Here is a 15,256-nt window from a genome sequence, read left to right on the forward strand (position 1 = left end):
ATCATTATCCGGTTTGGGAGGAACGAAGAGTGGCGGCATGGTATGAGGAAAGCTTCGGGGAGGATTATCTCCTGGTATATAAGCATCGGGATTTGCACGGAGCCCAGGCGGAGGTCAAACGGATGGCCAATTGGCTCCGGCTGCCAGCCGGGTCCCGCATTCTGGATCTGTGCTGCGGCATGGGCCGCCATTCCGTGGCGCTGGCGGACGAGGGCTACCGGGTCACCGGCCTGGACCTGTCCAAGGTGCTTTTGACGGAGGCCCACAAGCTGGACAATAGCGGGCGGATCACCTGGGTGGAGGGCGACATGCGGAGCCTGCCCCTGGACGGCCCTTTTGACGCCGTGGTGAATCTGTTCACGTCCTTCGGTTATTTTGAGGAGGAGCAGGAGAATACCCGGGTGCTGGCGGAGATGGGCAGGGTGCTTGCCCCTGGGGGAAAGTTCATTATCGACTTCCTGAATGCCAGCTATGTGGAAAAAAACCTGGTGCCCCATTCGCAGCGCCGGGACGGCAATGTGCTGATCGACGAGAAGCGGGCAGTGGAGGACGGTTTTGTGCGCAAGCGCATCACCTTAAGCGAACCGGGACAGCCTGACCGGAAATACCTGGAGCAGGTCCGGCTGTTCGGGCTGGAGGATTTCCGGCGGCTGGCCCAAGGAACGGGGCTGGCCATTGAAGCGGCGTACGGCCATTATGACGGTACGCCTTATGACCCGGAAACCTCGCTGCGGCTGATCATGACTGGAAGCAAGCGGAAAGAAGCATGAACAGCATATATGGAATGGTCCGCCAGGATAACCCGTATATTCTCCAGGTGCGGGTGCCGGTGCCCTATCCGCTGCAATATGTGAATGCCTACCTGATTCAAGGGGATAGTGGCTGGACAGTGCTGGACCCGGGGATTCACTCGCCGGAGGCGCTGGAGCTCTGGGAGGGGGTCTTCCGCACATTAGGCATCGGCTTCGGCCAGTTGGAGCGGATCGTCCTGACCCACCATCACCCGGACCATTACGGTCTCGCCGGATACTTCCAGCACAAAAGCGGCGCCCCCGTGTTCCTTTCGGAATGGGGGCGCCGCCAGGCGGATGATCTGTGGGGCAACGGCGATGAAGCGGCCCGCCGCCTCTGGAGGCTGTTCCGCCAGCACGGCATGGATGCGCCTATGGCGGACGCCATGCTGCCGCATATGGCCGGCTTCGTGGAGCTGGTCTCCCCCCGGCCGGAGACGGCGCCGATCCAAAGCGGTGACATGCTCCAGCTGGGCGACGGCCTGTGGGAGGCGGTGGAGACCGGCGGCCATGCTGCCGGCCATATGTCCTTTTACCGCAAGGAGACGGGGGAAATGTTCTGCGGCGATGCAGTGCTGCCCCGGATTTCTCCCAATATCGGGTATATGCCCGGTGTGGAGGAGGACCCGCTGGCTTCCTTCCTGGAGGGGCTCCGCCACTTGGGCGAATACGCCGTGGAGCGGGCCTATCCGGGCCACCGGGACAGCTTTCAGGGTTTTGCCAAACGCTGCTGCGAGCTGATTGCCCATCACGACAGGCGGCTGGGCCAAATGGAGGAGCGGATCGGCGCAGGCCCCTGCACCGCTTATGAATGCTGCACCGGCCTGTTCGGCACCCGCCTGACGGTGCACCAGTTCCGGTTTGCCATGTCCGAAACGTTGGCCCATCTGATCCATCTGGAAGGCCAGGGCCGGATCAGACGGGAGGAACGGCAGGGCGCGGTGGTGTTTTTCGGGGCCAGTCGCAACCCTACAGCTTCTTCACTACTTCGTCGATGATGCCGTATTCCTTCGCTTCCTCCGCGGTCATGAAGTAGTCCCGGTCCATATCCCCTGCCACCTTCTCGTAGGTCTGGCCGGTCCGTTCTGCGGTGATCCGGGTAGTTTTGTCGCGGATTTCCAGAATCCGCTTGGCCCGGATGGCAATATCGCTGGCCTGGCCCTGGGTGCCGCCGTGGGGCTGATGGATCATGATCTCGCTGTTGGGCAGCGCATAGCGTTTGCCCTTGGCCCCTGCCAGAAGCAGCAGGGCGGCGAAGGAGGCGGCCATTCCCGTGCAGATGGTGCTCACCTTGGGCTTCACGAACTGCATGGTATCGTAGATGGCAAAGCCTGCCGTAGTGGAGCCGCCGGGGCTGTTGATATACATGTGAATGTCCTTATCCGGGTCCTCAGCATCCAGAAACAGAAGCTGGGCGACGATGCTGTTGGCCATTTGGTCCTCAATCTCGGAGCCGACGAATATGATCCGGTCCTTCAGCAGCCGCGAGTAGATGTCATAGGAACGCTCTCCGCGGCCGGTTTGCTCGATCACATAGGGAATAAAGCTGCTGTGCATAATGGTATCCTCCTTTTATACAGGTAACCGAACCAAACCTCCGGATGGATTCGCGCAAAAAATATATTTTGAACCGCGTATCCTTTTGCTCCCGCCGTTCGTTTGCATTTCAAAAGGGGCTCTGCCCCGCCTTAAGAAAGGAAGTGCCGTATGGAAACCATCGCCGACGCCAATACCAAGGAGCTGTACGCCGCGCTGCTGCGCTACAGCAAAAGCCTTACCGGTTCGCCATGGGATGCCCAGGATTTGGCCCAGGATGCGTGGGTCAAGGCAACGGCGGCGGCAAACGGCGCAAGCCAAAGCCACCCCAATCCGGAGGCCCTCCTGCTGCGGATTGCCAAAACCACCTGGATTGACCGCTGCCGCAGACAGCAGCGGTTTGCCCGCCTGCTGCAGAACGGCGCTTTTGATCCTGCCATGCCGGATGCCGGGCTGCCCTGGACAGTGGAGGAAATGTTCGCGGCGGTATTGAAGCATCTGACCGGCAAACAGCGGAGCGTCTGGCTGCTGGCGGATGTGCTGGATTATTCCATTAAAGAAGCGGCGGAGCGGCTCCGGATGTCGGAGGGGGCAGTCAAATCCGCTCTGCACCGGGCCAGACAGATGATGGAGGCGGTGCGGCAGGAGCTCTCCCTGGCTGCGGCAGGGGAGCGCGACCCGCAGCTGAACGCCCGGCTGGAGCAGCTGTCCGCCGCTTACCGCTCCGGTAATGTGGCCGCCCTCCTGCATTTGCTCCAAGAGGGGGCCCTCCATCAAGCGGCGGCGCCTGCCTCTCTCTACAGCAGCGCCCGCACAAAGCCTCGGCTGGACCTTCTTCCCGCCCGGCGGATGGGGCAAAGCCCGTCCCGTTCTTCCATGCGCTACGCGGCATAAAACGACACCAACCGACGAAGCCTCTCAAAAAGGGAGGCTTTTTTCCATTTTTTACACGCAAAGAATTTGTAAGTTTCGGCCATGCCGAAAGCTAAATTCTTGGAGGGCATAATAAGCTTCCCCTAAAGACGAACCCGCTTCTCGAAAAAACTTCGATAGAAGCTTATTTTACTCTTGCCATCTCTTGGAAATCAGGTATACTTTAAAATGCTAATTTCTGGAGGTGGGGGAATGAAAAAGATCATTATCGAGGCGGCGGTTTTGGCTGTTTGTGCAGGGGGAACAGCCTACGCGTACCAGTATTTTGTAGAGGAAAATCCGAAGAATGCCTATTTCAAGGCGGAAGCGGAGCAGTTTGACCGGACCAAACGGCAGATGGGCGAGGTCCTCAAAACGGATCTGCTCTATACGAATATGAAAACCGGCATCCCTTTTCATCAAAAGCTGCAGCTGAGCGGCAAGGTGAAGGTGGACGGCATGGATGCGGCCACAGAGCAGCAGATGCAGCCGGTATTGGACCTGCTGGAGAAAAGCGCACTGCGGTTTGAGCAAACCATGGATGAGCCAAACGCCCATTACCAGTTGAAGCTGGGTTGGGACTATAACCAGAAGGAGCTTCTGTCGGTGGAGGCTTACACCGATTCCAAGCTTACCGCCCTGAAGGTGCCCCAGCTGCTTCCGTCCTATGTGACCCTGCAGAATGACAAAGTGGGCGCCTTCGCCAAAAAACTGGACCCCTCTTATGAGGGGCCGGAGGCCTTCAACTTTTTTGACTATTTCAAGACGGCAGGCGGACAGGAGGAAGACCTGAAGGCCTACGCCAAGGACTATTTCAAGCTTATCTATGAGAATATCCGGGATGACCAGGTCACCTTCCAAAAAATAGATTATACCACTCCTTACGGCGAAACCCAGAAGCTGAGGGAATATACGCTGACTCTTTCGGACAGCGAGGTGAAGGGGACGCTGGAGCTTCTGCTCAGCAAGGCGGAAACCGACGACAAGCTTCTTGATTTCATTGTGAAAAATGCCAACCCCGCCGCCCGGCTCAATCTTCCCGCCGCCGCAGCCAATGGAGCTTCGCTGCCCGCAAGCTCGGAGGAGCTGAAACAGGCCTTCTCCAAAATGAAGGAGGAACTGGCCAAAACGGCCTTCACCGGCGGCTTCCAAATGAAGGTGGTAACGGACAAGGACGGCAGAATCGTCGACCGTAAGATCAACACAGTTTTTACCGACACCGAAACCAAGGAAGGCATCGAGCTTGCTTATGCCTCCAGCCAATGGGAGGATAAGGGGGCGGGCAAAGGAAGCTTTGCGGCGTCGATCAAGCCCATTGCCAAGGATAACAGCAAGGAGAATCTCCTGACGCTGACCGACACCTACACTTACGACAGTAAAGCGGCGGATCACGCTCTGGAATGGAAGCTGGTGTCCGAAGGCGAGGAGGAAACCAGCGGCAAAGCGGACTATCACCGGGAAAAAGCCGAGGAAGCCGCCGGCAAGCTGACAGTGAAGCAAACGGTGAAGGTTTCTCCCAAGCTGGAGGATGACCAGTATGCCCTCACCGCCAACCTGAACACCACCAAAACCGGTTCGGAGGACGGCAAAAAAACAAGCACCGACAGCGCCGTTGAGATTACCGTTGATTCCAAACCGGCAGCAGGACCGGCCGGGAAGGTCAATGTCAATCTGGCTATTAACCAGGAAATGGAGCAATTATCCAATCCCTCCTGGCCGGAATTCACCGCAGCCAACAGCCGCGAGCTCAGCACCATGACGGAAGAGGATATGGCGCAGCTGCAGAACGACCTGATGGGCGGCGTCTACAAGCTTCTGTTCAGCAATGAGGACCTGCTGGAGCTGCTGGCGCCCTTTATGTAATCGCACAACGCGGGGCAATATTCGCCTCCACGCAAAAAGACTTTCCGCGCAAGCAGCAACGCAGCTGCCCGGAAAGTCTTTTTTTGCCGCACAAACACGTATCAGTCCCGCTCATAAATGGAGCCGCTGCGGTTGCCGTACAGCTCCTGGAACACCTTCTCCGCGTAAGCGTCTGTCATGCCGGCGATATAGTCGGCGATAAAACGCGGCCACGGCCATTTGTCCTGGTTCTTCTCATAACGGGCGTTCCAGTCCGGCGGGAGAATCAGCGGCGCTTTTACCGGATCATCGAAGGCCTCCCACAGCTTCTCCAGAATATTCTCGCTGCGCTTCTGGATGCGCTGCACCCGGAAGTCCGTGATCATGGTCACCCAGGCCAGCTTCTTCAGCACCTCCATGGTCCGCAGCAGCTCCAGATCCTCCTTGCCGTCCTTGACGAAGGCAATCCGCTTCCAGCCTTTGGCCCCATCGTCCACAATGCCCACCGATCCGGCGTAGAGTCCCACCCACTGGGCCTTCAGCTCCCGCCTGGCCTGGGAGGTTTCGCCGCCGCATTCGGCAAAAATCCGGCTCCATTGCTCCCAATACTGCTCCAGCACCCGGCGCACGGTGTTCTCCACATCCACGCCGTTCCAATAGAACCGGCCGTTTCCCTCCTCGCGGCGGATTTCCTGGACCAGATTGCGGACAAGCCGCGGATTGGTGAAAAAGGCTTCGTGCATCTGGATTTTGCCGGCGCGGATACCGTCCTCGATATCATGGGTGGAGTAGGCAATGTCATCGCACAGGTCCATCAGCTGCGCCTCCAGGGTCAGGCAGCCCCGGGGCAGTCCCCACAAAGCCCGCAGCTTGGCGATCTCCGCCCATTCCGCTCCGTAGACCCCCTTGATCCGGCCCTCCTCCTCCAGGGAAAAAGGGTATTTGTTGATGGCCAACAGCACCGCCGCCGTCAAATCCAGCCCGCGGTCGCTGCCCGCCCGTTTCTCCAGAAACATGAGAATCCGGTAATTCTGGGCGTTGCCCTCATATTTCATGCCGTAGCGGTTCTCCAGGATGCCATTGAGCACCTCCTCCCCCTTGTGTCCGAAGGGGGGATGCCCCAGGTCATGGGCCAGAGCGGCGATTTCCACCACCGCTTTATCCAGCACCAGGCCGGGATGGGTTTCCGTGGCCAGCGCCGGGTATTTGCGGTTCAGCCGTCCGGCCAGCTCCCGGGAAATCTGGGACACCTCCAGGGAGTGGGTCAGCCGGGTCCGGTAATAATCCCCGGTACCCGCGCCGAATACCTGGGATTTGCCTTGCAGTCTGCGGAAGGCGGGGGAGCCGATGAGACGGCTGTAGTCCCGCTCGTATTCGTCGCGGTCGTCGCTGGATTTATCTTTATCGCCCATAATGCGGAGTGTGCGCAGTTCCATGGCCAAGTCCTCCTTGCTGCTGATTGCAGGTCTTGCGGTTATAGTGAATAGTGTACCTGATTCGCCGGATTTTGTCTCCGAATTCAGACCGGCCCGTATTGCTTTCTTTCCGCCTAGTTTGTATACTGATAGTAACCGATTACTGTAAAATGAGGAGAAGGTATGAACAAGCCGGTCACCATCCATGATATAGCCAGAATGGCCAATGTTTCTTCGGCTACGGTCTCCCGGGTGCTGAGCAACAGCAACTACCCCGTGAGCAAGGAATTGAAGGAAAAGATTCAGCGGATTGCCAAGGAGTCCAACTACATTCCCAATATGCTGGGCAAGCAGCTGAAAATGAATTCCAGCATGACCATTGCGGTTATTATCCCCTCCATCGTCAATCCGTTCTACTCGTCCGTATTGTTCGGCGTGGAGGAGGTGGCCCGCCAGCACAGCTTTACGGTGATTACCTGCAACTCGCTGCAGGACCCGGCTCTGGAGGATGAATATATCCGCACGCTGGTGGAAAAGCAGGTCAAGGGACTGATTATCTCCTCTATATCCAAGGACAAGGGATTGCTGAAAAGCCTGATGGACCGCGGGCTTCATGTGATCGCCATCGACCAGAAGATCGAAGGGGAGGGCATTTCCCAAATCGAATTCGACTACCACAAGGGCGGAGCGATGGCCACCCGGCATCTTCAGGCCAAGGGCCACCGGAGAATCGGCTATGTCACCTCCAAAATCGACCGTCCCAGCCGCCAGAGCATCTGCCAGGGGTATCTGGAGGCCATGCAGTCGGCCGGGCTGGAGCCCATGGTGGAGGAATCCCCCGCGGATGAGGTTTATAACGCCGTGTACGAGTTTGATTCCGGCAAAAGACTGGCCGGCAAGCTGATGGACCGCCCCAATCCGCCTACGGCGATTTTTGCCTGCAACGATATGATGGCCTTCGGCGTTATCAACGAGCTGTCCCGGCGGGAGCTTCAGGTGCCCCAGGATGTTTCGGTGGTGGGCTTTGACGGGATTGATGTGGGGCAAATGATTCATCCTCCGCTAACATCCATCAAGCAGCCCGATTATGAAATGGGCAAGCTGGCCTGCAAAATGCTGATGGATATGATGGGTGATGCGGGGCCGTTGTTTGATATTGTGCTACAGCCCAAGCTGCTGGAGCGCAAATCGGTCCGCGACATTACGGAAGACTGATGCGGCCCGGCGATCTGCCGTAGAAAAGGGGGTGCTGGCGCATCCCCGCCGCGGATGTGAAAAAAGACTATTCAAAATAACAATCCCATGTTATAATCTCAATAGAAATCGATTACTAAACAACTTGCCATGCGGCAGATGTTCAGGTTGAAGGAGATTGCAAGCGATTAATTATGGATGGGGGAGCGCTAGAAGGCGCAAATGGCTGAAATTGAAAGGAGAGTGAAGAATATGGAAGGCGGCTGCTTCCGCCGGATGAACCAGGGGAAAACCAATGTATAAACAGTCGAATTTTGTAAGCGCTTCTTTTATTGGGAGAAATTATAACGTGTATGGAGGCGGGTCACAGGAATTTGGCTATTTGTTAAAGAAAAGCTTAAACTTTTATGAGAAAAGCGAATGTGGCGTAAGTTTATATATCATAAAAAACCTGATTTATCAGATTTCCTTCTGGCGAAATACAGATCAGTGTGATATACTCTCACATAAGAAATCGATTACTATGATTAACTATCTTTGAGGAGGCATGTGAAAATGAAAAAAGGTTCAAGTGCAGGCATTCTTCTGCTGGCGGGGGCAATGACTCTTGCCGCATGTTCGTCTTCTTCCTCCGGCGGCAGTTCGTCCCCCAGTCCGGGTGGCTCCGCAGCCGCGTCCACCGCTCCCAAGAAGCAGGTTACGCTGAAGCTGGGTCTGCCGGGCAGCTACGAGGTGACCAGCAAGGAAATTATTGACGGCTTTATTGCCGAGCATCCCCATATCAAGGTGGAAATTCAAGAGGCTCCCTGGGGGGACTTCACCTCCAAAATTGCCACCCAGATTGCCGGCAATACGATGCCGGATATTTGGTTTCAGGAGAACGCTACTATCTTAAGCTACGGGAAGCGGGGAGTGGCTGAGGATTTGGCTCCGTACATCGCCAAGGATCTGAAGGCGGATGACTACATCGACGGATTGTTTTCGGCCAAAACCCCCGAGGGCAAGGTATGGGGTGTGCCCCATGGCATTAACCCGGTGGCTCTGGCCTACAATAAAACCGTCTTCCAAAAAGCCGGAGTGCCGCTGCCTACCGACGATTGGACCTTCAACGATCTAATCGAAGCCTCCAAAAAGCTGACGGCGAAGGATGCCTCCGGCAAACCGTCGCAATTCGGCTTCATTGGCTCCTACTCCATCACCAACGGCTGGTTTCCCTGGATCAAGCAAGCCGGAGGCTCCGCTCTGGACGATACCAAAACCAAGTCCCGGTTTGATGATCCCAAGACCATTGCCGGTTTGACGCAGCTTTATGACGGTCTTAAGAACGGATATTTTGCCGACATTGATTTTGTGAAGGCCAGCGGCGGCGAGTTGGAGGCGTTCTCCAGCGGCAAGGCGGCCATGTACTTTATGCAGTACAGCCTCCAGGTCAATATGAACAAGAACTTCCCCGACGCGGATTGGGATACGGTGAAAATCCCCAAAGGCGCAGACGGCAAGCGCTATGTGCCCATGGTGGCCAACTCCTGGCTGATTTCCTCCCGGGCCTCCCAGGATGCCAAGGGTGCAGCATGGGAATTCCTCAAGTATTATCTGGGCGACAAGGCGCAGGCGATTGTGGCTCAAAGCGGCTCCACCCTGCCGGTGAAGAAATCGGCCAATGCGCTGCTCAATGACAGCAAAACCAAACCCCTGAACAAAAAAGCTTTCACCGACGGGATTGCCGAGGGCGGAGTAACCCTGGATGAAAACGCCACATGGAGCGAGTGGAGAATCCTGGTCCAGCAGGTGGTCAACGAGATCATCAAGGGCAACGTAAAGGTGGAGGACGGAGCCAAGGATATTCACAAGAAGGTGCAGGACGTATTGGACGGCAAGAAATAGATTTAGACAGCAGTCCCCCGGAGGCCAAGCGGCATGAAGCGGCGAGCCTCCGGGGGTAGCGGAAAGGCTGGTTTTGCTATGCACAAACAAGGAAAATGGGGATATGTATTCACCCTTCCGTTTGTTTTGAATGTGGTTGTATTTCTGCTGTTTCCGGTTATTTTCTCCACGTATATTTCCTTTACCGAGTGGGATCTGTTTAATCCTCCCCAGTGGATCGGGCTGGACAACTGGGTTCGTACGCTGCAAAAGCATGAGTTCTGGATATCCCTTCGGAATGTGTTTGTATTCGCTTTGTTTTTTGTTCCCCTGCAGACGGTGCTTGCTTTTCTCGTCGCCTTCCTGCTGAACCAGTCCATCCGGGCCAAGTCCCTGTTCCGGCTGGTTTACTTTCTGCCGGTTGTCACCCCCTGGATTGCAGGTGGTGTGGTGTGGGTATGGATATTCAACAACCAGTACGGCGTGCTCAACTGGTTTCTGGGTACCATGGGCATCGGGCCGGGCAAATGGATCGACAGCCCCAACTGGCTGGTGGTCATTGCCAGCATTGCCGTGGTGAATGTGTGGAAGGGCGCCGGGCAATCCATGATTATTCTGTTGGCGGGTATGCAGAATGTGCCCAAGGAGGTGCTGGAATCGGCGCAGATTGACGGGGCCTCCGGCTGGAAGCAGCTGACCCATATTGTGTTTCCCATTGTGACGCCGATGGTCTATCTGGTGATGATTCTGTCCACCATTGCGGCTTTCCACGCCTTTGACGTATTCCTGGGGCTGTTCGGCTCCATTACCACGGGTATTCCGGAGCAAAACATGGTGCCCAACCTGCTGATCTACCGGGATGCGTTCCTGCTGTTCAAGATGGGGCCCGCCTCGGCTACGGCTTGGCTGCTGTTCCTGGTGATTCTGGCCTTCACCCTGTTCCAGAAATACTTTGAAAAGAGGTGGGTGCACTATGACTAAAACAACGCCGCTTTATTTGCGGGTGCCTATTTATCTGCTTCTGATCGCCGGCGCGGTTTTTATGGTGTTCCCGTTTATCTGGATGCTCTCCACCTCTCTCAAAACAGTGGGGGCCATCTCCCAGATGCCCCCTCAGTTGATTCCCAATCCGCTGAATTGGGAGAATTACACCACCATCTGGAGCAAGGTGGATTTCGGGCGGTATACCTGGAACAGCTTTTTCCTGGTGGCGCTGGAGATGGTCGGGGCGCTTCTGTCCTGCTCCATGGTGGCCTTCGGCCTGGCCATGTTCAAATTTAAGCTCCGGGGTCCCATTCATCTGGTGATGTTGGCTACCCTAATGATTCCGTCCCAGGTGACGATGATTCCCACCTATTTCATCTGGAAGCAGTTCCATGCTCTTAATTCCTATTATCCGCTGGTCATTCCCAGCTATCTCGGCAGCGCCTTCGGGATTTTCCTGATGCTGCAATATCTGCGTTCGCTGCCCAAGGAGCTGTATGAATCGGCTACCATTGATGGATGCTCGCCGCCGGGAATCTTCTTTCGGATCTACCTGCCGCTGTGCCGTCCGGCTTTGGCGGCGCTGGGGGTATTCACCTTTATGGGAGCCTGGAACAATACGCTGGGCCCGCTGATTTACCTGCAGGACAAACATTTGTATACCCTGCCCCTGGGGCTCTTGTATCTTAAGTCGGAGAATGTGAACCAGGCGCTGCTGATGGCGGGAGCGGTGGTGACTACGCTGCCTGTCGTCATTGTTTATCTGTTCGCCCAGAAGCAATTTGTGCAGGGCATCGCATCAACGGGGCTGAAGGGCTAATTGCTTAGGGGAATACCCGGGGGAGCAGGCGGAGGCGAGGGGAGCAGAAAAGCTTGGCAGAGTAAGCGGAGGCGGGGTGGGCAGAAAAGTTTGGCGGAGCAGGCGGAGGCAGCGGGAGAAGAGAGTTTGGTTGAGCAGGCGGAGGCGGCAGGAGCAGAAAGTCTGGCGGATGTTTGTTGTCCGAGAGGCATCGACGGATTCTAACGGCGGCTAGAGCCCTTATTTCCGCGAAAATACCGTCTCCCCAATTCTAACGGCGACCAGAGCCGCTATTTGAACCAAATGTGCTGCTGCAAGCCCTGTTTTAACCAAATAGCGTCTCCTGCTTCCGTTAGATTTTGCAGCCCCCTGTTTTGGGGCAAATAGCGGCTCTCACCGCCGTTAGAAACATAGCCGCCACGGTCTCACGGAAAGCTCAGCAGAAGATTACGAAGCAAGCCGTCCCTCGGGAAAAGCCCAAGTAGATGCTTACGAAGCAAGATTTCCCTCGTGGAAAGCCCAGCGGATGCTTACGAAGTCAGCTTTCCTTACGGAAAGCTCAGCAGAAGGTTACGAAGCAAGCTTTCCCTCGGGAAAAGCCCAAGTAGATGCTTACGAAGTCAGCTTTCCTTACGGAAAGCTCAAGTAGATGCTTACGAAGTAAGCTTTCCCTCCGGGAAAGCTTTCAGGAGGTCAACATGAAAACGTATGTGCTGGTAGGTGCGGGCTCCCGGGCCCTGCACATGTTCGCCAAACCGATGGCAACCGAATGGAAGGATACGCTCCTGTTCAAGGGGGTATATGATATCAACCCGGTCCGGGCCAACCTCTTGAGCGAGGAGTGCGGAGAGGTGCCGGTGTTCAGGGATTTCCGCCGCATGCTGGAGGAAACGAAGCCGGATACGGTGATTGTGGCAAGCACGGATTATACCCATCACACCTATATCATCGAGGCGCTGGAGTTCGGCTGCGATGTCATTACCGAGAAGCCCATGACCATCGACGAGGAAAAATGCCGGGCCATTCTCCGGGCGGAGCAGGAAACCGGCAAAAAGGTGACGGTGACCTTCAATCTGCGGTTCGCCCCTTATTTTGCGGCAGTGAAGGAACTGCTTCTCTCCGGGGCTATCGGGCAGGTGTACCATATTGATCTGGAATGGTTCCTGGACCGGCGCCACGGCGCGGACTACTTCCGCAGATGGCATGCGGAGATGGCCAACAGCGGGGGGCTCCTGGTCCACAAATCCACCCACCACTTTGACATTATCAACTGGTGGATGGACAGCCGCCCCCGGGAGGTCCATGCCTTCGGGCAGCGGCGGGTGTACGGGGATGGCCGCACCGAGCGCGGCGAGCGCTGTCTGACCTGCGGCTATAAGGCGGAATGCGAGTATTACATGGACATTGAGCAGGACCCCTTTATCCGCAAATATTATTACCAGGCCGAACATGAGGACGGCTATATCCGGGACCGCTGCCTGTTCGATGAGCGGATCGATATCTATGACACCATGTCGGTCAACGTGGGGTACGAGAACGGGGCCATGCTCACCTATTCCCTGGTAGCCTACAGCCCTTATGAAGGCTGGCGGGCAGCCATCAACGGCAGCGGGGGCCGGATGGAGCTGACCAATATTTACAGCAATGCGGACATGCAATCGGGCAAAAGCGTCATCCGGATTTTCCGTCCGGACGGAACCGCCGAGACCGTAGAGGTGGACACCTCCGCCTCGGGACATGGCGGCGGGGATGCCAAGCTGCGCCGGGCCCTGTTCCTGGGGGATGTGGAGGACCCGCTGGGCCAGCAGGCAGGCAGCGCTGTAGGCGCGGAATCCCTGCTGATCGGCGCGGTGGCCAACCGGTCCATTGCCGAAGGGCGGGCTCTGCCGTTTCCCGATGTGGAGAGCATGGGGGCCGCGGACAAGGATGTGATCCGCTAATATGGATAGCATTGCCGGGCTGGAGCAGTATGTTTGCACCTTGTACGATACGAAGGATCAGTTGAAGCGGCATATCTTCGAACGTGCAGACGAGGCTTTTGCCAGGGGAGACCAGACGCGGGACAGCATTTCCGGTGAGACGGAGCTGAAGCGGCGCAAAGAGCAGGTGAAGGAGGCTTTCCTCCGCGCCATTGGCGGTCTTCCCGGAGACAACGGGCCTCTTGAGGCGAAGGCAACGGGGCGGCATGAAGCGGCCGGGTACACGGTGGAAAACCTTGTGCTGGAGCCGCGGCCGGGGCATTATGCAACCGCCAATCTGTATTTGCCCCATGAAAGAGAGGAACGGACCGGAGCGGTGCTGTTCCTGTGCGGCCATGAGCTGGAGGGCAAACACAGCCCGTATTATCACCGGGTAGTGTTAAGGCTGGTGCAGGCAGGCTTAATCGTCCTGGCCCTTGACCCTCTGGGCCAGGGGGAGCGGCTGTCCTGGCCGGAGAGTCTGGACCCGGACCGTCCGACCGTATGGGGCACGAAGGAGCATCAGCAATTGGGGGCCCAATGCTACATGGCGGGTCACAGCATCGCCCGCTACTTCGTTCACGATGCCATCCGGGCCTTGGATTACCTAGCCGCCCGTCCCGAGGTGGACCCGGCCCGTTTGGGGGTCACCGGCAACTCCGGCGGAGGCACCCAAACCGCCATGCTGATGGTTTGCGACGACAGGCTGGCGGCTGCTGCGCCGGGCACCTTCATCATGAACCGGCAGCAGTACATGCATGCCGGAGGGGTGCAGGATGCGGAGCAGGTGTGGCCGGGCTGGTCGGCGGAGGGCTTCGACCATGAGGACCTGCTGCTGGCTTTTGCACCCAAGCCGCTTCTGGTGCTGGCGGCTCAATATGATTTTTTCCCCATTGAAGCAACCCGGCGGACGGTGGAGCGCTGCCGCAGGTTCTGGGGCATGCTGGGCCGGGAGGAGGAACTTATCCTCGCGGAGGACGCCACAACCCACCGCTATACCGATAGGCTGGCGTTGGAGGCTGCCGCGTTTTTCGCCCGGACGCTGCTGAACGGGAAACAATGGACAGCCCCGGCGAAGGAGCTGCCTGCGCTGCCCACGGGCTGCCTGATCTGCACCGCCACGGGACAGGTGCGGCTGGATATGCCCGCTCCCCGCTCCCGCTCGGTGCTGGAGGAGAACCGGGAAATAGCCGCCCGGCTCAGGCAGGAGCGGGCGGGACACGGCCCCGGCGAAGCCTTGCAGCGGGCCCGGGACTGGCTGGCCGCCCGGGTGCTTGCCCCGCGGCAGTCCTGCAGCCTGAATCCCCGGCGGGTGCCGCTGGGGGAGACGGACGGACTGCTGGCGGATTACCTGCTCTGGTGGTCCCAGCCGGGGCTGATGAACAGCGGCTATCTGTTCCGCAGCGCCGCGCCATCCTCTGACGGACCGTCTCCCTTGACGGTGGCGGTTTGGCAGGGGGGCACCTCCCGGCTGGCCGGCCATTGGGAGTGGCTTGCGGAAGCCTGCCGCGCCGGCCGCTCTGTGCTGGTGCTGAATGTGTCGGGGGAAGGCCCCCACGAGCCTTATCCCCTTTACGGCAAGCCGTCCCGGCGTTTTTTCGGCATCATGCACAAGCTGGCGGATGAGCTGTTGTGGCTGGGAGACAGTCTGGCCGCCCTCCGCGTCCACGATGTGCTGCGGACCCTGGAGCTGGCGGATTGGCTGGGCGCGGCGGGGAAGCGGATCACCTTTTACACCCCTGACCAGTACGCCCTCTATGCCCGCCTGGCGACCGCGTTGGAGGAACGGGTGGAGACGGAGAGGGCAAGCGGTTCTTTTGCCGGAATAGAGGAATGGGTTGGCGCGTCGAATTATGACGAAGAGGATGCCATGAGTTTGGTTATGCCGGGGATTCTTGGGTTTTTGGACCTGGCGGAGCTTGAGCAGTGGCTGTCGGCGACAGCCCACAGGAGGGAATGACA

The 15,256-nt window shown here is 57.6% G+C and carries 12 protein-coding genes; 10 read left to right on the forward strand and 2 right to left on the reverse strand.

Annotated elements, in window-relative coordinates; genetic code table 11:
* The first annotated feature begins 29 nt into the window (after window positions 1-29).
* Window positions 30-770: a class I SAM-dependent methyltransferase gene (locus DQG13_RS13705; protein WP_113020457.1), complete on the forward strand. Its 741-nt coding sequence runs from the start codon at window positions 30-32 to the stop codon at window positions 768-770.
* On the forward strand, window positions 767-1,789 hold the full coding sequence (locus DQG13_RS13710) for an MBL fold metallo-hydrolase (RefSeq protein WP_113020342.1): 1,023 nt from the start codon (window positions 767-769) through the stop codon (window positions 1,787-1,789). Before DQG13_RS13705 ends, DQG13_RS13710 begins: the two co-directional genes overlap by 4 nt.
* On the opposite strand, the gene clpP is transcribed toward DQG13_RS13710, so the two are convergent.
* Entirely contained in the window at window positions 1,761-2,348 is a 588-nt protein-coding gene (clpP, locus tag DQG13_RS13715; RefSeq protein ID WP_113020343.1) for an ATP-dependent Clp endopeptidase proteolytic subunit ClpP, read from the reverse strand. The genes DQG13_RS13710 and clpP overlap by 29 nt on opposite strands.
* Window positions 2,349-2,498: 150 nt before the next feature.
* Between clpP and DQG13_RS13720 the strand changes: the two genes are divergently transcribed.
* Together DQG13_RS13720 and DQG13_RS13725 are read left to right on the forward strand one after the other, a co-directional pair.
* The gene (locus DQG13_RS13720; protein ID WP_113020344.1) at window positions 2,499-3,221 is read left to right on the forward strand and encodes an RNA polymerase sigma factor; all 723 of its coding nucleotides are present in this window, start codon (window positions 2,499-2,501) and stop codon (window positions 3,219-3,221) included.
* Between the two features lie 231 nt (window positions 3,222-3,452).
* Complete coding sequence (locus tag DQG13_RS13725; protein WP_113020345.1) at window positions 3,453-5,102, forward strand: DUF6583 family protein; 1,650 nt, start codon at window positions 3,453-3,455, stop codon at window positions 5,100-5,102.
* A 101-nt stretch (window positions 5,103-5,203) separates the two neighbouring features.
* Here the strand turns inward: DQG13_RS13725 and DQG13_RS13730 are convergent, their stop codons facing one another.
* Window positions 5,204-6,517, reverse strand: coding sequence for a deoxyguanosinetriphosphate triphosphohydrolase family protein (locus tag DQG13_RS13730; RefSeq protein WP_113020346.1), 1,314 nt, complete (start codon window positions 6,515-6,517; stop codon window positions 5,204-5,206).
* A gap of 162 nt (window positions 6,518-6,679) precedes the next feature.
* Here DQG13_RS13730 and DQG13_RS13735 point away from each other — a divergent pair, with 162 nt between their 5' ends.
* From DQG13_RS13735 to DQG13_RS13770, 6 genes are all read left to right on the forward strand, one after another.
* Complete coding sequence (locus tag DQG13_RS13735; RefSeq protein ID WP_113020347.1) at window positions 6,680-7,711, forward strand: LacI family DNA-binding transcriptional regulator; 1,032 nt, start codon at window positions 6,680-6,682, stop codon at window positions 7,709-7,711.
* Window positions 7,712-8,245: 534 nt separating this feature from the next.
* Window positions 8,246-9,574: an ABC transporter substrate-binding protein gene (locus DQG13_RS13745; RefSeq protein WP_113020349.1), complete on the forward strand. Its 1,329-nt coding sequence runs from the start codon at window positions 8,246-8,248 to the stop codon at window positions 9,572-9,574.
* A 78-nt stretch (window positions 9,575-9,652) separates the two neighbouring features.
* Window positions 9,653-10,534 carry a carbohydrate ABC transporter permease gene (locus tag DQG13_RS13750; RefSeq protein WP_113020458.1) on the forward strand — a complete coding sequence of 294 codons (882 nt, stop codon included), beginning with the start codon at window positions 9,653-9,655 and terminating at the stop codon, window positions 10,532-10,534.
* A complete protein-coding gene (locus tag DQG13_RS13755) occupies window positions 10,527-11,357 on the forward strand; it encodes a carbohydrate ABC transporter permease (protein ID WP_113020350.1) in 831 nt (276 codons plus the stop codon). Before DQG13_RS13750 ends, DQG13_RS13755 begins: the two co-directional genes overlap by 8 nt.
* A 677-nt stretch (window positions 11,358-12,034) precedes the next feature.
* Entirely contained in the window at window positions 12,035-13,276 is a 1,242-nt protein-coding gene (locus tag DQG13_RS13765; protein WP_113020352.1) for a Gfo/Idh/MocA family protein, read from the forward strand.
* Window position 13,277: 1 nt separating this feature from the next.
* Window positions 13,278-15,254: an alpha/beta hydrolase family protein gene (locus DQG13_RS13770; RefSeq protein WP_113020353.1), complete on the forward strand. Its 1,977-nt coding sequence runs from the start codon at window positions 13,278-13,280 to the stop codon at window positions 15,252-15,254.
* Window positions 15,255-15,256: the final 2 nt, after the last annotated feature.

Origin of the sequence: Paenibacillus sp. YN15 (assembly GCF_003285005.1) — a bacterium.
GTDB lineage: Bacteria > Bacillota > Bacilli > Paenibacillales > NBRC-103111 > Paenibacillus_AR.

Coding starts and splice junctions, on each gene's coding strand:
- DQG13_RS13765 (WP_113020352.1), top strand. CDS start 12,035: ATGAAAACGTATGTGCTGGTAGGTGCGGGCTCCCGGGCCCTGCACATG.
- DQG13_RS13725 (WP_113020345.1), top strand. CDS start 3,453: ATGAAAAAGATCATTATCGAGGCGGCGGTTTTGGCTGTTTGTGCAGGG.
- DQG13_RS13735 (WP_113020347.1), top strand. CDS start 6,680: ATGAACAAGCCGGTCACCATCCATGATATAGCCAGAATGGCCAATGTT.
- DQG13_RS13730 (WP_113020346.1), bottom strand. CDS start 6,517: ATGGAACTGCGCACACTCCGCATTATGGGCGATAAAGATAAATCCAGC.
- DQG13_RS13745 (WP_113020349.1), top strand. CDS start 8,246: ATGAAAAAAGGTTCAAGTGCAGGCATTCTTCTGCTGGCGGGGGCAATG.
- DQG13_RS13720 (WP_113020344.1), top strand. CDS start 2,499: ATGGAAACCATCGCCGACGCCAATACCAAGGAGCTGTACGCCGCGCTG.
- DQG13_RS13770 (WP_113020353.1), top strand. CDS start 13,278: ATGGATAGCATTGCCGGGCTGGAGCAGTATGTTTGCACCTTGTACGAT.
- clpP (WP_113020343.1), bottom strand. CDS start 2,348: ATGCACAGCAGCTTTATTCCCTATGTGATCGAGCAAACCGGCCGCGGA.
- DQG13_RS13755 (WP_113020350.1), top strand. CDS start 10,527: ATGACTAAAACAACGCCGCTTTATTTGCGGGTGCCTATTTATCTGCTT.
- DQG13_RS13750 (WP_113020458.1), top strand. CDS start 9,653: ATGCACAAACAAGGAAAATGGGGATATGTATTCACCCTTCCGTTTGTT.
- DQG13_RS13710 (WP_113020342.1), top strand. CDS start 767: ATGAACAGCATATATGGAATGGTCCGCCAGGATAACCCGTATATTCTC.